The sequence below is a fragment of the Salipaludibacillus aurantiacus genome, from assembly GCF_900111295.1.
Lineage (GTDB): Bacteria > Bacillota > Bacilli > Bacillales > Salisediminibacteriaceae > Salipaludibacillus > Salipaludibacillus aurantiacus.
The window spans coordinates 73,443-91,611 of record NZ_FOGT01000002.1; the positions used below are offsets into that span (position 1 = coordinate 73,443).

Annotated in this window: 21 protein-coding genes; 11 read left to right on the forward strand and 10 right to left on the reverse strand. The window is 42.9% G+C overall.

Translation table 11 applies throughout. From position 1 onward, the window contains the following. Positions 1–256: 256 nt before the first annotated feature. Positions 257–505, forward strand: a complete 249-nt coding sequence (locus tag BMW59_RS02355) for a hypothetical protein (RefSeq protein ID WP_093047423.1) — start codon at positions 257–259, stop codon at positions 503–505. Positions 506–733: 228 nt separating this feature from the next. Here the strand turns inward: BMW59_RS02355 and BMW59_RS02360 are convergent, their stop codons facing one another. Further along, positions 734–1,249, reverse strand: a complete 516-nt coding sequence (locus BMW59_RS02360; RefSeq protein WP_093047424.1) for a hypothetical protein — start codon at positions 1,247–1,249, stop codon at positions 734–736. A 403-nt stretch (positions 1,250–1,652) separates the two neighbouring features. On the opposite strand from BMW59_RS02360, the gene BMW59_RS02365 reads away from it, so the two are divergent. After that, entirely contained in the window at positions 1,653–2,165 is a 513-nt protein-coding gene (locus BMW59_RS02365; RefSeq protein ID WP_093047425.1) for a DUF421 domain-containing protein, read from the forward strand. Positions 2,166–2,273: 108 nt separating this feature from the next. On the opposite strand, the gene BMW59_RS02370 is transcribed toward BMW59_RS02365, so the two are convergent. The 8 genes from BMW59_RS02370 to BMW59_RS02400 all read right to left on the reverse strand — a co-directional run bounded on the left by BMW59_RS02370 (position 2,274) and on the right by BMW59_RS02400 (position 8,932). Beyond that, on the reverse strand, positions 2,274–2,729 hold the full coding sequence (locus tag BMW59_RS02370) for a DinB family protein (protein ID WP_093047426.1): 456 nt from the start codon (positions 2,727–2,729) through the stop codon (positions 2,274–2,276). A gap of 186 nt (positions 2,730–2,915) precedes the next feature. Continuing rightward, entirely contained in the window at positions 2,916–3,389 is a 474-nt protein-coding gene (locus BMW59_RS02375) for a DinB family protein (protein ID WP_093047427.1), read from the reverse strand. Between the two features lie 240 nt (positions 3,390–3,629). Continuing rightward, the gene (locus tag BMW59_RS02380; protein ID WP_093047428.1) at positions 3,630–4,169 is read right to left on the reverse strand and encodes a DUF1572 family protein; all 540 of its coding nucleotides are present in this window, start codon (positions 4,167–4,169) and stop codon (positions 3,630–3,632) included. Positions 4,170–4,217: 48 nt separating this feature from the next. Then, entirely contained in the window at positions 4,218–4,376 is a 159-nt protein-coding gene (locus BMW59_RS21490; protein ID WP_177174160.1) for a hypothetical protein, read from the reverse strand. A 191-nt stretch (positions 4,377–4,567) separates the two neighbouring features. Continuing rightward, complete coding sequence (locus BMW59_RS02385; RefSeq protein WP_093047429.1) at positions 4,568–5,827, reverse strand: MFS transporter; 1,260 nt, start codon at positions 5,825–5,827, stop codon at positions 4,568–4,570. Positions 5,828–6,062: 235 nt separating this feature from the next. Further along, a complete protein-coding gene (locus BMW59_RS02390; RefSeq protein ID WP_245732916.1) occupies positions 6,063–6,731 on the reverse strand; it encodes a hypothetical protein in 669 nt (222 codons plus the stop codon). Positions 6,732–6,966: 235 nt separating this feature from the next. Next, positions 6,967–7,266 (reverse strand): 2Fe-2S iron-sulfur cluster-binding protein, encoded by a 300-nt coding sequence (locus BMW59_RS02395; RefSeq protein ID WP_093047431.1) that lies wholly within the window; start codon positions 7,264–7,266, stop codon positions 6,967–6,969. A 1-nt stretch (position 7,267) separates the two neighbouring features. After that, positions 7,268–8,932, reverse strand: a complete 1,665-nt coding sequence (locus BMW59_RS02400) for an L-aspartate oxidase (RefSeq protein ID WP_093047432.1) — start codon at positions 8,930–8,932, stop codon at positions 7,268–7,270. A gap of 180 nt (positions 8,933–9,112) precedes the next feature. Here BMW59_RS02400 and BMW59_RS02405 point away from each other — a divergent pair, with 180 nt between their 5' ends. From BMW59_RS02405 to BMW59_RS02445, 9 genes are all read left to right on the forward strand, one after another. Continuing rightward, entirely contained in the window at positions 9,113–9,886 is a 774-nt protein-coding gene (locus tag BMW59_RS02405; RefSeq protein ID WP_093047433.1) for a maleate cis-trans isomerase family protein, read from the forward strand. Continuing rightward, complete coding sequence (locus tag BMW59_RS02410) at positions 9,870–10,601, forward strand: aspartate/glutamate racemase family protein (protein ID WP_093047434.1); 732 nt, start codon at positions 9,870–9,872, stop codon at positions 10,599–10,601. The genes BMW59_RS02405 and BMW59_RS02410 overlap by 17 nt, the downstream gene beginning before the upstream one ends. A 180-nt stretch (positions 10,602–10,781) precedes the next feature. Beyond that, positions 10,782–12,341, forward strand: a complete 1,560-nt coding sequence (locus tag BMW59_RS02415; RefSeq protein ID WP_093047435.1) for a GAF domain-containing sensor histidine kinase — start codon at positions 10,782–10,784, stop codon at positions 12,339–12,341. Next, positions 12,331–12,975, forward strand: coding sequence for a response regulator (locus BMW59_RS02420; protein ID WP_093047436.1), 645 nt, complete (start codon positions 12,331–12,333; stop codon positions 12,973–12,975). Before BMW59_RS02415 ends, BMW59_RS02420 begins: the two co-directional genes overlap by 11 nt. A 215-nt stretch (positions 12,976–13,190) precedes the next feature. Next, positions 13,191–13,928, forward strand: a complete 738-nt coding sequence (locus BMW59_RS02425; RefSeq protein ID WP_093047437.1) for an SDR family NAD(P)-dependent oxidoreductase — start codon at positions 13,191–13,193, stop codon at positions 13,926–13,928. Continuing rightward, entirely contained in the window at positions 13,925–14,968 is a 1,044-nt protein-coding gene (locus BMW59_RS02430; protein WP_245732917.1) for an S-adenosylmethionine:tRNA ribosyltransferase-isomerase, read from the forward strand. The genes BMW59_RS02425 and BMW59_RS02430 overlap by 4 nt, the downstream gene beginning before the upstream one ends. 15 nt (positions 14,969–14,983) lie before the next feature. Further along, positions 14,984–15,346 carry a VOC family protein gene (locus tag BMW59_RS02435; RefSeq protein WP_093047438.1) on the forward strand — a complete coding sequence of 121 codons (363 nt, stop codon included), beginning with the start codon at positions 14,984–14,986 and terminating at the stop codon, positions 15,344–15,346. 310 nt (positions 15,347–15,656) lie between these two features. Next, positions 15,657–16,208, forward strand: a complete 552-nt coding sequence (locus BMW59_RS02440) for an RNA polymerase sigma factor (protein WP_093047439.1) — start codon at positions 15,657–15,659, stop codon at positions 16,206–16,208. Next, positions 16,208–17,629, forward strand: a complete 1,422-nt coding sequence (locus tag BMW59_RS02445) for a hypothetical protein (RefSeq protein WP_093047440.1) — start codon at positions 16,208–16,210, stop codon at positions 17,627–17,629. The genes BMW59_RS02440 and BMW59_RS02445 overlap by 1 nt, the downstream gene beginning before the upstream one ends. Before the next feature lie 282 nt (positions 17,630–17,911). Here the strand turns inward: BMW59_RS02445 and BMW59_RS02450 are convergent, their stop codons facing one another. After that, positions 17,912–18,157: a hypothetical protein gene (locus tag BMW59_RS02450; protein ID WP_093047441.1), complete on the reverse strand. Its 246-nt coding sequence runs from the start codon at positions 18,155–18,157 to the stop codon at positions 17,912–17,914. Between the last annotated feature and the right edge of the window lie 12 nt (positions 18,158–18,169).

Sequence of the window (18,169 nt, forward strand, 5' to 3'; positions counted from 1 at the left end):
AATAAAGCAGCGCCCACTGGAAAAAATATACAGCATATTTTTGGACAACCAGTTTACCCGGCGCTGCTTTTTTATTTTATTTTTAAAATTCCTGTCTCAAAGGCTATTGTCCTCTATACTAGTGGACTTACCCATTTTCCCCATGTTCACCTAGTAAAAAATGCTGAATTTCCACATCTATCCTGATATAAATACCCTAAGTATGTTTAGTTGTCTCACATATACTATTATATCTTTGAATGGGAGGAGAATTAATATGGGTACACAGAATTTTATAACGTCATCGTTTGAGCCTGAGAGCGAAGACAATCTGTTTAGGGACCAGAGGCTCTTAGACTTGGAAGCTTCTCAAGATGAGTTTAATTACCGTGACACTACCCCTTCACAGGCAAGAGAAAATAACAGGCGAAACGTATTTCAGCGTATGTCCACCTGGGTTCGAGGATTGTTAAAGCTAAACCCATCTGTAAAATCTACGGCTGAAAATACACCCACCTACAAGTAAATTTATGAGGTTCTCTCATATCTGTTTTCCTGGATAAGAAATGACCTAAACCAGGCTTAGAAATCATCCTTTCTAAGCCACTTTTTTATATGAACTTATACCTCTAAATTTTAAATGGTCTTCTTTAAAACAGGCTTCTCTACCAGACTGTTTGTCCTCTGCAAGCTATTTCCTCTATGCATACGCGAAATTAACCAAGAAGCTTCCTTCTTATTCAATTTTCTTCATTCAGTCTTCTATTTCCCAGCTGACCTCATAATCATCTTCAAGATCGCCGTCCGAATCAAATAACAAGTTCTGCACCTTTCCTCTCCCAGTCACTATAATCAGCTGAGTATCAACAGCTTCTCCTTCTTCAAGACCTCCTGTATAAACGTCAAATGGAAAGGCATCTAAATCCATTCTGCTGATATAAAATTCGCCAGGCATGGCTTCTTCATTATGTAAAATACCAAATGAATGGTAATAAAAATCCCGGTCTATTTCTACCGGGCTCCCCCCTGTGTTTTCTATATTCAACTCTATTAAAGCCACCTGGCCTGTTGATGTTACCTGAGGCAAACCTTCATTTTTATCTATCTGATTTTCTTCAGTGCCTATTTGGATAGTTTCAGGGGTGATCTCCAGGTTTTCCGTAGCAGCTGTTTCTCCCCAAGCCAGCTCACCAGTGTTTCCTGTAAGCTGACAACCTGATATTACTAATGGAAAAGATAATAAACTAACTAAACCTACTAATCGTTTCATAATATTCACCACCCTTTTAAACATACTCCCACTTTGCATTTGCCGTCACTGCAGGAAAAGCCGCATGGTCTGCTTCCCTGCTATTTCCCGAATTAAAAAGGTCTTCCCCGTCCTCTCATATAAGTTTTACGTGACAGGACAGTTAAAGTTTCAGGAAAGTCTCACTGGACTTTTTTAAAGAAAATGTTACAGATAACTGATACTCTGTGAAATATATCTCTTTTTTCAAGTCTTCTTCTGTCTTTGCTTACAGTTTAACATTATCTTCCACAAAACAAAAAATGACCTCTCTCTTCCAGTTTGTTGTTTGATGACAGACCTTTATTCTGCCTTTTACAGTTTTCAGTCCTTCAATTTGTGGAAAGGAAAACGTACAGGTACTTATTTAAGGAGGCAACGAGCTATGCTGTTTGATGATTGGAGCGGGGTAATCAGGATTACCCTTATGGGGGCGATGGTCTACCCTGCTGTTATTTTTATGTTGAGAATCTCAGGAAAACGGACACTTTCAAAAATGAACATGTTTGATCTGGTTATTACGGTTGCTCTCGGTTCTACAGTAGCCACGATTCTACTATCCCCTGATGTGACCTTTGCAGAAGGAGCTACGGCACTTGCCCTCCTCATATTACTTCAATTTCTGGTAACTTGGTTTGAGGTACGCTCAAAAGCTTTTACTTCTCTAGTGAAAGGAGAACCGCAGTTGCTTTATTACGAAGGCCAGTACATGGACACAGCATTAAAAAAGGAACGTGTCAAAACAGACGAAGTAAGGCAGGCTGTCAGATCAGAAGGGATTCTTTCGATGGATGAGGTAGAAGCGGTTGTTCTTGAAACAGACGGCTCATTTTCAGTGATAAAGAAAGAGAACGCTGCCGGAGAAAGCTCCTTAAAAGATGTGCGAGGGCTGAAATAAAACAACGAAGGTACAATGAGCAGGCTGTTTAGTTACCGGCAGCTAACTGAAAAAGGCTTTAGAGCACATGTCTCTAAAGCCTTTTTTGTATAAATCTTCTTAATTAACTTAAGTTTTTATAAATAAAGGCAGGTCTGTATGCCCCATTTCACGGACATAAACAAACAAATTCCCTTTATGGTGGATTTCATGCACGACTGCAATTTCCAACACTTTTTCAGCCGGCAGGGTTGAGCCGATAATGTCGGTCAAATCGATCATATTGTTCATACTGTCGTCAGATAACGACTCAATTAGTTTGACTGCTTCATCCGTATATTTATCTGCCAGTTTTCTCAAATCATCTTCTTCACTTGTCTGATGGATAGGTTCCGGAGCCTGCTTCGCAGCTGATGCCGCAAACATATGAAACGTCGTCAGCATATGAATGACAAGTTCTTTCGCGGACATCGATGTCGGGGCCGGTTTATAATCGAAATGCTGAGGCTCAATCTTATCAATCAATTCGTTCGTCACTTTCCGGTGAGACAAAAAATAATTTTTCAGGCTGGCGCTTTTACTCATGGAATCCTCCTTACTAAAAGTTAGTTTACTGACTTTTACGCTAAAGCAAAATCTTCCATGAGTCAAGCGGGGGGTTTTCGTGCTGCCGCCTGAAGCTTCTGATGTCACAGTCAGCTTACAGGCTGATGGTCCGACTTAAAGTGTGAGCCTCATTCTGCAAACGATTGGCCAGTCGCTCCCCTCCTTTTATTCTTTTAGAGAGGGAATTGTTTCTGTGATCTGCTCAAAATGGTGCCGATCATGCTCAGCCAATCCGTGTAAGTAGTCATATAGCGTAAGTGTCGTCTGACCAATTGAAAATGGCTGTTCCCATAAGTGATCCGGAAGATCCTTTACTGCTTTTAAAAAATTTTTGCGAGTCGAGATAAACTTTTCAATTGTGGTTTGCTGAGGCTCTTGTCTGCTGAGAGCGGCTGACCGGCTGTTTATTTCATTGCTGTCAGGTCCTTTCGGAAGCTTATCTTCGGAAAAAAGGTATGGCAAACGCTTAGTCATGACAAACTCGTCCCAAGGCTTAAAGTGGCCTATTATTTCAGCAATAGTCCATTTGTCTTCGGCAATTGGCGTCCGCCACTCTTTTTCACTCAGTCGGCTCAATGATGAGACAAAACCTATCGCTTTTAAGTGATGTTCGATAATTTCCTCTTTAACCTTTTTCATTTAATCACCTCTTTTTAATTATATTATTTGATTTATATAAAACTGACCAGGGGAAAGATTTGTATTTTTGGTTAAGAGAAAGTAAAAGATGCTTATGATTGAGGGATTATTACTGTGCGGCTTATGAAACGCTTCGTTCGGGCATAATACTCACGCGCTCCCAGCTTTACAAAGAAAACTTCACATAAAAAAACAGCCATACCGGCTGCTAATAGGCCTTTCTAAATATCTTTTAATCTATTATTTACCTTTATGCTTATCAGTCATATATTTAAGATACTCATCTGATTTTCCTTTTGGTATGCTGAGGGTCTCCCATTCTTCATTTTTTAACTGCTTAGCAATATAAATAAGCTGTCCTGTATGGGAGGCATAGTGAGCCACCTGCCTCTCAATCGCTTCAATAACAAGATGCTTCTCCCCGCGGATCGTCACTTCTTTTAATAAATCTTCTTCACTTAACCCTTCTAATGTATCCATTAGAACCTGCCAGCCTTCTTCCCAAAGTCTGGTTAATATTACTTTAGAAGATATGTCATCCACAAATTCGTCATCTCTTTTTCTGTCCGGTTTTTCTCCGTCAGATGTTAAAAAATCAGTCCACCTTGAAACCATATTGCCGCTCATATGTTTGACAATTGCTGCCGTGCTGTTGCATTGATCGATATACTGCCAATGAATATCCTCCTCGGACAGTTGGTTTAACGTTTTATCACCAAGGCTTTTAATGCTTAGAAACCTTTCTATTATTATTTGCAGATATTTATTTCCAATAGTCATTCTTTCACCTCCAGGTCCTTTTTAAATCCCCTAGATTAAAATTATTTCCTATTTCTTCCCTTTGAGCAAGGCAATAATTTCTTTATTTTGTTTCACCTGTTCCTCTGATTTTTCTTTAATAATAAAAATCCACCTAATTACTAAAATAATTAAAATTAAAGGTAATAAAAATATTAAAAGTCCAAAAATACTATATAGCAGATCCATTTCTTTCTTCCTCCTTATGTTATTATTAGCAGCCAATATGAGGCAATCTGGGTTTCTTTAATCTGATACGTTGTTTGTCTGTTTGCTTTATATTAAGTTTAACATTTTTTGCCAAGGCTATAAGTTAAAAAAATAAGCCGCATATGCGGCTTAACCAGGATATGGGCCCCAGCGACTGGGGCGCCAAAGTATCAGGTGCTCTTTTCATATTCCTTTTCTTCTTTTTCACGTTCTTCGCGCTCCCTGGCTTCTTCTTTTCTTTTCTGCTGGCGGTAACCGTAGGTGGTATTTAATACAGTTTCTTCACTTTCCAGCCCCGCACCAAGTGCCCCTATAATCGTCGCAAAAGAAGCACCCAGCCATGCCAGCCAAACATAGTTTCCGAAGTGCACTGAAGTTACCAATTCTCTTTCCATTAAAGAAGGTGGAATTAAAAGAGAGACGGCTGCTAAAAACATGAAAAATAAACTGACATAATAAAAGATGACACCAACAAACAATGTGAAAAAGGTGGCAATATTATAACGCCTCACAATAAATTTGGAACTCGACTTATGCGGAGATTCCCATAAATCATGGGCGAGGATAACCCAGGTTACCATGGCAAGAATAGATGTTAACATGAGCGCTAAAAATCGCCATGTGTCATACTCATCACTCAGCATCCAGAGGGTCGGAAAAATAAGAGCATAGGCTCCAGTAGCGAAAGCGACGGCCAAGACACTTTTGAAAGATGGAAAAATTGTCCATGGCCGGTTAGCAAGCACCATGCCTGATATTAACCTGATACTTCCACTCACTTTTGAATTGACAAGGTATCGCACATCTATTTCCTCATCCGACTCATCAGAGAAGGTGACTCTTTTAATAGGAGATACAAGTTCTGTCGGGCGCCGGCTCATTAACTGGCGCGATCCTTTCTTATTAACCTCATTATCTTCTTTGCTCGTCTCTTCCGTTTTTCTTTCCTGCCGTTCGCGGGCTTCTTCAGATTTTCCATGGTACATTTCATCAACCATTTGTATAATTGCTTCACGGACCCTTTTTTTCATTGGGGTAGAGCCCAGTGATGGAAGTGATATTACCGCCATATCACTCTTCACGTTAACATCGGCTACAACCAGCAGCCTGTCTTGAAAGATAGGAAGGTCCGTCACACATATAGCGAAATCCCAGCCTTGCTGTGTTTTACTTTCTTCAGTCTTTTCCAAAATTTGTTTCGATTCTCCTGCAACCCCGGTCAAAGGGTCGGTCACTGAATCAATTTTCCAATGGACACGGTCCTCTACGAAACGGGACAGCAGGTCGGGGAGATCATCTGCCACTTTAGAGACTATTTCTTCAGGCAGCTCAGGTGCTGGTACAAGCCCCACTACTTTCGTTTGTTTGCCACGCCCACTCTCATGGTCTTCATCGTAAGTCTGCCGATGACTATCTTGATTCGAATTCATAATATAATAACCTCCTGCAGCTTATAAAATGTGTCGATTATTTCAGGTGAAAATTAGTGTGTAGTGATGACTAGCAAGCAAGAGTCTTCGCCATTTTTCTTTACCCAGTTTTCAGCCTTTCCACTCCTTTTTTTGCTATTTTGTAAAAACATGTGAATCTTTTCTAGAAACTTTTTTAATACCCCGTCCTTTGCAGCATTCGAATATTCATGAAACTGACTATAAAACTGGCAATCTACCATTCCAGTAGAAATTTTAATAACAGCACAACGATAGAGTAACTCACAGAGCCGAAAGCGAATGATGGAAAATGTGTATTTCTGGCGAGCGGCACTTCAAACCTCATTACATTTAAAATCATCGCTCCCGAAATAAATGCGAAAACGATCGCTAACGCCAATGGCGTCAATTGTAAAAACATGCCGAAAAGCCATCCTGCAATGATTCCTAAAACAAGGACAAACCGGCCGTATCTGTTGTACCGCTGATTGTCTTTTAACCATAAATCGTGGGCCACAGCCACAAAGTGCATCCCAATAGCTACCGAGTAAAAAGCGGCCTGGACGCCTTCCACTTCAGAAGATATAACAATATAGGCGACCAGCATATTGTAAATACTGAAAAAAGAAAGCTGGACCCAGAAAAATGTCCCTTCCTTTTTTCCTTCTTCCGTCCTCTGGTAATAACTGGCTGCATTTTGAATAGCGAAAAAAATGAGCATGCCGATGAGCCCGAAAACGTAAAGCTCAGATTCCATGGTGAGCGCTTCTTCCCCGAAATCAGCCTGTTCTTCGTGCAGAGCGGGCAAAATATACATAAACACGTAAGAAGCAGCCACACCTGCAGAAAAGGAGAGCCATCTATTCCTTTTCATTCGTGAGCGCGGGAGAATTGTGTTCGTCATTAAATGGATAATTATAAAAAGCAGTCCTGTTATAAATGCACCGGGTGTCACCGGGCTCCCCCCTTATTTGCTTCTATTTTCTCTCTCGTCACCCCCGTACCCTTAGTTAAGCGTATATAACCTGGTAGTCCAGAGAAGTGACGAAGTTTATTTCATTAAAACAGCAAGAAAAAAGCCTCCTTGCTTATACGAAGCAAGAGAGACATTATTTTTTAGAATAACAGGCGTTTAAACTTCACACCTCTTTTACCAAATCTCTGATCGTATGGCCCTTCGGCAAAGGTGCGAGCGTTAAATAACCATCTTCACCTGGCTTGCCCATAGCCATGCAGCTTAATCCGGGTTTTCCGTTAATCATCATCATACAGGTCGCACATAAACCCGTCCGGCATGAAAAACGGTAGGCAATAGCGGGATCATGATGCCGGTAGATTTCCTCTATGATATTTAAAACCGTCATGTCCGTTGAATAAGCAACCTCAAAGAATGACGTTTCATAGTGATCGCGCTCAATTTTCACTTGAATGACAGACATATTACCGATCTCCTTTAAGAGGCTGTCTCAGGCATATAAACCGCTCATCTTGATAAGTTACAACCGTATGATATGGCTTAGTCTCAAGCCCGGGGTGGTCCTTATTATAATGGGCGCCTCTGCTTTCAGTTCTGTGCATTGCTGCTTCAACGATTGCTTTAGCGGTGCGGACCATATGGCGGCTCTCTATAAAATCAATGACTTCTCTCGAATAAGGTTTTAACGAAGGTGCCTTAGCCTCTTTTAAAAGGACGTCAATTTCTTCGAGCTTTTTCCTGGCCTGATGAAGGCCTTTATCCGAGCGAACCACTCCGGCTCCTTCGTCCATCACTGACTGTATCTTTCTTTTTATATCATAAGGACTCACGCCTTTTTTTCCCCTGACAGGAGAATCGCCCGTTAACTTCTGTAACCATTCGCTGACGTCTGCCGAAGGGAAAAGACGATTCTCCCTCTCAGCTGATTCGCTAGCTGCGGCCTGCCCCGCCCGCGCTCCAAACACGAGGCACTCTGAAAGTGCATTGTTGCCGAGACGGTTGCCGCCGTGCAGTCCGCCTGCCGTTTCTCCTGTCACGTACAAACCCGGCACGGAAGAGGCGCCATTCCCATCGATTTGAATTCCTCCCATGATAAAATGAGCCGCAGGGCCGACTTCTGCCCGATTTGAACGTAAATCGACTCCCCTGTCCACGCACATCTCATATTCGTGAGGAAAGTCGCTTTTCACTCTATCTGTTGTATGCGTGACGTCCATAAACACTGCCCCGTTTTCTGTACCGCGGCCCTGGCCCACTTCAGAGGCCATAGCGAGAGACAGTTTATCTCTTGTTGTATTTTCGAGCGTCTCCGGTTCATAATCTGCCATAAAGCGGTGCCCGTCCTTATTATAAAGCTTGGAATAATGATAAAAGCTGATGCAGAAGCCGGCAACAGACTGAGGGGCCTTTAGACTGACCGGATAAAACTGTACCTGTTCCATGTCTTTAAGAGCGGCTCCTGCTCCCAGCCCGAGAGAAAATCCGTCTCCTGTCGCCTGAACAGGGTTACTCGTTACCGGATAAAGCTGGCCCATCCCGCCGGTAGCAAGAATAACCGTTTTAGCGTGAATGATAGACAGTTTAGTCTCCGTTAAATCAAAGACCAGCGCTCCTGTGACTCTTTCAGACGACGTGAGAAGTTCCAGAGTAATGACATCGCTCCATGTGTTGAGATTATCTTTAAGCGACCGTGCTTTTTTTAAAAACGTCTGGAGAATCCCAAGTCCGGTTTTGCCTTTTCTCGCACTGACCGAGCGTGAAATGGAATGTCCTGCAGTTGAAAAGACTGCCACTTCTTTCTTTTCATCGACATCCAGTTTTAACCCCCAGGCGATCAGTTCGTTAATTCTTTCAGTAATCTCCCCCGCTAAGATTTTTGCGAGTACCGGATCACTGAGTCCCCTGCCGCTCTCTTCAATATCTTTGAAGTAAGTTTCCTCACTGTCTCCGTTAAGGGACCATTCACCTAAACTGGCAATCTGCACTGCCCCCACGGTCGAGCCGCTTTTCCCGACAGCCCCTTTATCAATCACGAGCACCTTTTGGCCTGACCGGGCGGCATACACACTTGCTGAAAGGCCCGCGGCACCAGATCCTATGATTAAAACGTCAGTATTTATGATATCCATTGACGGACACTCATTTCTTTATAAATTTATTCCTATCTCCAAGAAAATTTTACGGTCTTATCTTGGCATGTTTTTAATAGAATGTAAAATCACCATGTGATTGGTGATAGAGCTAATGAGAGGCTGAGTTGTATTTGAAAAGTAAGGAATGCTTAATTTTATTAAAGGAGAAATATGAGTATGTCTAAAAACCATCAATCTGTTAAATTGGGATTTCTTTATCCGGGCTTTGCCGCCGAAGATGACTTTCCGCAAATAGGGCAAATGGTCACTCCCCGAGTAGATGTGGAGCTTGTCCATACGACATTCATCGAAGACGCACACACAGTGGAAGCGTTAAGCGAAATGGGAAGTGTTAAGCGCATTAACGAAGGAACAAAAGAGTTAGCTGGTAAAAATTTAGATGCGGTGCTGTGGACTTCCACCAGTGCCAGCTTTGTTCTCGGTCTGGAAGGGATTAAAGAACAAGTCGCCGCCATGGAAAGCGCTTTAAAGGTCCCTGCTTCAACGACCGCTTTAGCTTTTATCCATGCCGCACAAACTCTTAACGCGAAGCGGGTTGCCATCGCAGCCACCTACCCTGAAGACATAGCAGTCATTTTTAAGAATTTCCTTGAAAGTTTTCAGATTGAAGTCGTTCAGTACGCCAGCAAGAATATTATTACCGCGGCAGAGGTAGGCACGCTGCAAAAAGAAGAGGTGCTTCAATTCGCAGCAGACAACAGCCGGTCCGATATTGATGCTTTGTTAATTCCCGATACAGCTTTACATTCTGTTCAGTGGCTGGAAGATATTGAAACTGCCATTCAGAGACCGGTGATTACGGCAAACCAGGCCAGCTTCTGGGAAGCGCTCCGTCTCACAGGCAGGTTCACACCCCAGAAAGGATTAGGGACGTTATTTACACTAAAACCACTGGAACCAGGAGGACACACAGGTGATTTTAAGAGCTAACAAAGGCCAGGTCAGCTACGGTGTCTCAATCGGCATTATATTAATTGATACATTCACCCCCTTTATTCCGGGAGATGTTGGCAACGCTACGACTTACAGCTTTCCTGTCAGGTTTCAAACGGTGAAAGGCTTAACGTTCGATAAACTGTTAAATAAAGACCGGTCAATGCTGGAACCATTGATTGAAGCAGGGCAGGATCTCGTCAATGAAGGTGTTAAAGCTGTGACCGGGGACTGCGGCTATTTAGCGATGTATCAGGAAGAACTGGCTGACACACTAAAAGTTCCCGTCTTTATGTCCAGTCTGCTTCAGCTTCCCTTTATGTCCCATATGCTTAAAAAAGGCGAGAAAATCGGTGTAATCTGCAGCAAAGCAGATTATTTTGACGAAAAGATACTGGAAGGGCTCGGAATAAACTCTCATGTTTCTCTCTGTGTCCGCGGTCTTGAAGGTCAGGAAAACTTCAGAAAAGCTGCACATGATGAAATAGGTATTATTGCACCTGACTTAATTGAACAGGAAGTCGTTTCGGTAGCCAGGCAACTCACTGAAGACGAACCCGCTGTGAAACTGCTGCTATTGGAATGCAGCAGCCTTCCGCCTTACGCCGCAGCAGTCCAGCAGGCCGTGCAGCTGCCTGTCTTCGATTACGTCACAATGATTAACTACGTTCAATCAACTCTGGTCCAGTCACGGTTTCAGGGGTTTATGTAGTCTTTTTAATCTGCCTGGCTTTATTGTCATAAACTAAGATCAGTTCATGAGGCTACCTTTTAGGTAAGCCTCTTTTAGAGGTTCAGCGGGGCTCAAAGACCAGCATGGTGCTTTTAGGAAACTTAAATATTCAGAAAATGATATAATTCAATTATCTTATACGTGGACGGTGGGATAATAATGGCTTCAAAAGAGCAGGGAAATGACCTGTTAACGCTTAAAACAATTGCAGAAACACTGAACCAGTCGCAAGACTTAAACGAGATGCTTACCACTGTACTCGAGAGGCTCCTTGAAGTGACGGGGCTCGCTGCGGGGTGGATTTTTCTCAGTGAAAATAAAGGCGACTACATTTGTGCCGCTGATTGTCACCTCCCTCCTGCTCTTAAGTCTGATAATAAAAAGCCGATGAAGGAAGGCGGCTGCTGGTGTATTGATAAATACTGGTCTGGAAAGCTGACCGGTGCTGTGAACATTATGGAGTGCAAACGACTTGAAGATGCGGTGACGTTGTCTTTAGGTGATACGAAAGACATTACTCACCATGCCACCGTCCCGTTAAAAGCAGGAAAAGAAACGTTCGGCCTTCTGAATGTCGCCTCACCGGGAAAAATTCATTTTAACGTGGAAGAGCTGGCTCTGCTGGAATCGGTTGCTTATCAAATAGGAACGGCTATTAAACGGATGAAGCTTTACGAGGCACATCAAAAACGTGCAGTCGATTTCGCAAAGCTGGATGTTGCGACAAGGCAACTCAAAAAGCTGAACAATATTGCCACCTTTTCTCAAGCAGCTGCTGACTATATTAAAGCTGCCTTTCAATTTGATGACGTCACAGTCTACATTAAAGACAACGGAAGGCTGTCAAACAAGAAAAGCCAGGATGACTCATCTGATCCGGAGACTCACTTTACCTTTGCCGCAAAGGCGGACAGAGAAAAATCAGTGGTACTTACAGAGCGGCAGAACCGTTTTATTGCTGCGCTTCCTCTTAATAACGGAGAAAAAGTTATTGGGGTTCTTGTTATCAGTACTTCAGCAAGTCGTCAAGTTAGTGAAGAAATTTTAAAAGCGCTTGCCGACCACCTCTCCCTGGCAATGGAAAACGCGAAACTTCATAAAATGAGACAGGAGTTAAGTGTACTGGAGGAGCGGAACAGGCTTGCCCGTGATTTGCATGACTCTGTTTCGCAAACGTTATTTTCTCTGTCACTAACGACGAAAGGCGCCAAAAACTTGTCCGGAAATGATGCGCAGCTGGAAGCGGCATTAGAAGGAATTCAGCAAATGGCACACACAGCCTTAAGCGAAATGAGAACGTTAATCTGGCAGCTCCGTCCACCGGGACTTGAAGAAGGTGTTGTCACAGCCCTCAATAAATACGGCCGAAACCTGGGGTTAATAGTACACACCCGAATGGATGGTGTCGCCTCCCTGCCGGAAAAAACAGAGGAAACGATCTGGCGGATAGGACAGGAATGTTTAAACAATGTGCTAAAGCACGCTAAAACTGATGAAGCCGAAGTGACATTAGCCATGACCGGTAAGAAAGCCACTTTGACCGTAAAAGATAACGGAACAGGTTTTTTTCCCGAAGACACGGCAGGCTCAATCGGGCTGGCAAGTATGAAAGAGCGTGCAAAAGCAGCAGGCGGAGAATTCAAAGTAATCAGCAAAATTGGCAAAGGAACTGAAGTCACGGTGACCTTGCCGGTAAAGGGGGGATTTGATGAAAATTAAAGTACTGCTCGTGGACGACCATCTTATGGTCCTGCAAGGCTTACGCTTTTTTCTGTCTACTCAAAATGATATTGAGGTAGTCGGTGAAGCTGAAAACGGACGGAAAGCGTTGCATAAAACAGCTGAGCTAAAACCGGATGTGATATTGATGGACCTGGATATGCCCGTTTTGAACGGCGTAGATGCCACCCGTGAGATTAAGATGGCTTATCCTGACGTGAAAGTGATTATTCTGACGAGTTATTCTGACCAGGATCATGTGGTGCCGGCCATTAAAGCCGGAGCAAGCGGGTATCAGCTTAAGGATATTGATCCTGATCATCTGGCCGACACAATCAGGGGAGCCTATACAGGAACCGCACAGATTCACCCCAGGGTGGCTAATCAGCTTATGACCCACGTACAATCAGGGGACCGCATGGACACTAATCATATAGAAAAGCTTACAAAACGTGAAGATGACGTCCTCCGTCTCATTGCAGCAGGTAAAAGTAATAAGGAAATAGCAACGGAGCTTTACATTACTGAGAAAACAGTCAAAACGCATGTAAGCAATATTCTTGCCAAGCTCGAAGTAAACGACCGTACCCAGGCAGCTATTTATGCTATGAAACACGGCTATGATAAGGTATGAGCCGGTGATATGATTCGTTGAATGCGCCGCTTCCGTAAAGGTTTGCCCAACCCTTTTACTCCTGATGATTCAGTCTAAAGTCGCAGAAAAAGCCCTGCTAAATATGCAGGGCTTTTTCTGTATAGCAAGTTCATTCTCTTTGCCGACGTTTCTTAGCCGCTTTCTTTATAAAATGAAACTAGAAAATGACTAAAAATTGAAAGAGGATGATACGAATGGAAAAGAATCAAGTAGTTGTCATAACAGGCGCTTCAAAAGGACTTGGCAGAGCACTAACTCTTGCTTTTGCAAAGAAAGGAGCGAAACTTGCGATTTGTGCCAGAGGAGAAACACAGCTGGAGTCGGTAAAAAAAGAAGCAGAGGCACTGGGAGCTGATGTGTTGGCTGTTCAGGCGGATATTTCAAAAGCCCAGGATGTGGACCGCTTTATCTCTCTTACAGAACTAACCTACGGGCATGCTGATGTTCTCATTAATAATGCCTCTACAGTAGGACCAAGTCCGATCCCTCACCTTGCAGATACAACTGAAAAAGACTTTCTCCACGTTGTGCAGACAAACACAATTGGAGTATTTTTAATTACTAAACGTGTGCTTGCCGGAATGCTGCAGCGTGGCACTGGCTCTATTATAAACGTGACCTCAGAAGCCGGAAACACCGGTTATGCAGGCTGGGGAGTTTATGGGATCTCTAAATTTGCACTTGAAGGAATGTCCGAAACTTGGGCTGATGAACTAAGCGGGACAGACATCCGGATAAATATGATTGATCCAGGAGAAATGGATACTGTTATGCATGCTCTTGCCGTTCCTGACTGCGACTATGACCTATGGAAACCGGAAAAAGTCGTTGACGTGTTTTTATACCTTGCTTCAGATAAAAGTAAGGGCGTTAACGGGAAGCGTTTAAGGGCTCAGGAATTTACTCCTGCTTCTGAGGAGGCGGTCGAATGAACACTGTCATGCCCCCTGCGTTTACTGTTCCTGAAAGGCTCAATGCCTCTTCACCGCCTGAAGCTCGCGGGTTAAGGCGTGATTTTGTGAAGATGATGGTACTTAGCCGTCAATCAGGTTCCTGGATAGATACGTCATTCAGTCAATTGCCTGGATTCTTACGGGAAGGCGATCTTCTCGTGCTTAATAACAGCCGGACTATTCCTGCAGTATTTAAAGCAGATATAGAGAGAAACGGCTTTATTTGTAAACGAAATCAGGAAGTAAGACTTGCCAGACGCCTCTCTGAAAAAGTCTGGGAAGTACTCGTCCCTGAATTAAACCTTCAAAAAAATGACCAAATGCACTTTTCAAGCAGATTAAGTGCGGAGGTTATAAATTTTAAACCAGAACTGCCTTTTACTGTCGTTGAATTTTCTGCAGCAAGTGCCAGGCTTTTTGAAGAACTGTATTCTACCGGAGAACCTGTCCGCTACGAATATATACACCACCCTTGGTCTCTCGATTACTACCAGACTGTGTATGCTAATGTGCCCGGCTCAGTGGAAATGCCGTCTGCGGGCAGAGCTTTCAGCTGGGAACTTCTTCAGAAACTTCAAGCTGCCGGTATTCGGACCGCTTTTTTGCAGCTGCACACCGGCTTGAGCTACCTGCTTGATGATCGGTGGCACCAGCACCCTTCACATAATAAAGAACACTATTCTATTCCTGCCGCCACACTATCGGCAGTTAAACAAACAAAAAAAGACGGAGGCCGTGTCGTTCCTGTCGGTACGACTGTCGTCCGGGCTCTTGAGACCGCTGCCCGCCGGAAAAGTAACTTAAGTAGTATTTCCGGCTGGACCGATCTGTATATTAATGAAGCTACGCCTCTCCGGGTTGCAGACGGCTTGATCACTGGTTTCCACGAACCGGAAGCGAGCCACCTTGATATGCTGTCCGCTTTTCTTAACCGGAATCAGCTGATCACTGCCTATCAGCATGCCCTGAAAAAAGGCTATTTATGGCATGAATTCGGCGACATCAATTTTATAATTTAGAGAAAGGTGTGTACGATGTTAAAAAAAGTACACCACGTTGGAATCGAGGTTAAGAATTTGGCAGGAACGGCAAATCTTTTGGAGAAAATAGGCGGTTTTAACGTGGTTACGGAGTTTATTTTCCAAAGTGAAAAAATAGTCTTCCTTTCTACAGGAGACATTTTGATAGAACTCGCAGAATCCAAACATCTTGATGAGCAGCCTGTTCATTTGGCCTTTGAGACTGATGACCTGGAAGAAGCAGCTGCTTATTGTGAGAGGCTGCAACTTAAACTGGCAGAAGGCCCTTTCCATTTAGAAAACAACTGGAAAACAGCATTTTTCGAGGACGAAACAGGAAGGTATTTTGAAATAATCGAAACGGGAGACTCGCAATAAGGGTGCTCCCTTTTACTTTTTCTGCTTCTGAGCGGCGATTGGGGCTTTCACCGGCCGCTCTTTTTTCCTTTCGTCGCTTCTCCGCCGGGTTCGGGCATTTGCCAGCCACTTCCTCCAGCCGGGTCCTGCTCTTATCCAAGTGCCCCTGTTTCTACTTGCTTTGGAAATAAAAATTAGTCATCATTTTACCCTCTCGATCTATCCCTCTATCATTTCAATTACCAATAAATTTTAAAAATTTTCTTTTTCGAGCACCTTCTCCTATTTTTGTCCGTCTATACTTATGAAAGAAGAACAGGAGGGTCAATTGATGACAGATGAGGAACTTATACATAATATTCTTTCTGGAGATCAGCATGCAATCCATGAACTGCACGAACGTTATGTTGATCGTATATTTAACTACATTTACATACAGACGAACAGCTATCACGATACCGAGGAATTGCTGCAGGATGTCTTTCTTAAAGCTGCAAATCGTCTCGACCGTTTTAAAGGACATGCCTCCTTTAAAACATGGATTTTTAAAATTTCAAGAAATATAGTGATTGATTATTACCGTAAACGAAAAAAAGAACAGAGATCATTTACGATGGATCAAGACACCATGGAAGGAATTGCAGGAGAGTATGAAGCTGCCGAGACCACCGTTTTGCGCAATATACATATGGATGAAGTTTTCGAAACGATTGAGAGGCTTCCCGATAACTATCGAATGATTCTTCACCTGAGGTTTGTTGAAGATTTTTCTATAACAGAGACGGCAGAAATTATGGGGAAAACTGCTCTTTCCATAAAATCAGCACAACGCCGGGCACGCCTGGCTTTACATGAAAAACTTAACCTGGAGGTGAGCAATTAATGACTAAGCGTCAAACCAGTAGAGATGGTGAGCTCATTCAACTAATGAAAAAAAGGAAACAAATTAAACCTTCTGAAGAAGCCAGACAAAAAAGTCTGCAGGCTTTTCGAAATGGGTTAAATCAAAACACTTCAAAAGATAAAAATACACAAAAGCTAACTAACCGCCAGCGTATAATAGGAGCAGCAACGACTGTATCGGCTGCAGGTATTGCCGCTCTTATCCTACTGAACTATGATTTTATGCCGGGAGATCTGCCTCTCGATTCAGGAACCGAAGAAAGGACCAACACTCCCTTAAATGAAGAGAGAGAAGAAGCTGGAAATATTAATTTGGACGAGATAAAAGAAAACCCTCAAGTTTTAGAAAGGGTGCTTAACAGGCAGTCGATTGACATTGAGGATTTAAATGAGATGGATATACACCATATCTATAACGAGAATTTATCGGTTTCACTGCCTGACGGGTGGTCTGTAAATGAAGATTATACTGAGGATATACATTCAATTATTTTCACTGGGCCTGAATCAGAAGAAATGTCTCTCTACTTATATGAGAACGACCTGAATGAAAGTCTGTATGAGGAACAATTAGATGACATTCTGTCTGACATGTCTATGACAGAGTCAACAACTGTTTCTCCTGACTACTTTAAAGAAAAATTCAGACATGACTTCCAGATATCAAGTAACTTTCCTCAATGGTTTCCGTTTGATTACGAAAAAACAGAAATGTACAGTTTTATAGATGAGGAGAATGGCCGCTTCAAAGAACTCTATCTTTCTGAATTATTTGGCCACCCGATGATCTACACGATGGATGTCCCTCTGGACGACGAAGAGAGTTGGCCTTTATCCTGGGTGTTCTTTTCTCAAATGTTAGTCTCCTCACCTTATACAGTTCCTGGTTCTGAAGGGGAAATACATTCAAAGTACGAGCGTTCATCAGATAAAACAGTTATTTTATCTATAGGAGCTCGCATGTTTGAAGAATTTAAGATTGAACTTTACGACATCGGCGAATTAGGCCTGACCAGTTACCGCCCGATTGGGACAGAAGTTGAACGCGTGGAGCATGACCAGTTTGTAGAATGGCGTTTCACAGACACGGATGTCTCCAAAAACAGCTTTTATTCATTTGGCAAATTAAACGAAGAATTCCCGGTTGATCAAGGGAAGGAGATTATGTTTGAGGCATTTGATATTGATCTCGCTTATCATGAAGATCTTGGCGGCGGAAGTGAGCATCATTTTTCCTACTACAGTGGCAGTGGAAAAGACTTTTACGATGGATATATAAAATTTTTGGAAATAGACGATGCATGGTATTATAAGCATGCTCATTCAGACAGAGAAGATAATAATGGGGTCCTGTTTAATGTTTGGTTAAATTTATTTATAGACCATCTTGAATGGGAGTAAACGATAAAGATCGATTTAACGGATAGCCAGGGATTAACCTTGCTATCCGTTATTGTATGACTGAGTGGAAAAAGCTTTAGCAGTATCGCTGCGGGGGCCGCTCCTCCCCTCCCAGAAGACCGCAGACTTTCTAATAAGACTGTCTTTTTTTCTCTCCCATAAATCCTTCTATTCTTAATAGTTAACTTATCCCCGCTCCTTTTGCCAAATTATGATAATATGAGATTTGTATAAATTTATTTGGCTGGGCTGATGATGTAAACTATGACACTATTTGAGAAATTATATACCAATAAGGTAGATACGTCCCAAACCTGATTCTTGTCTGTCTTCAAGCAGCACTACTCTGTCATTGGCATGTTCGTTTCCATAGAACCGGTCAATATCCGAGCTTTTAACATTGCCATCAGCCGGCTCATTGAACTGAAACAGAAGCGCCCCTGTGAGGAAGGCATATACCACGTACAAACCTGCCAGACCTGACAGCGCGCCAGTTATTTTTTTACCTTTTCCAGGTCCAACTCCCAATCTCCTTTCTGT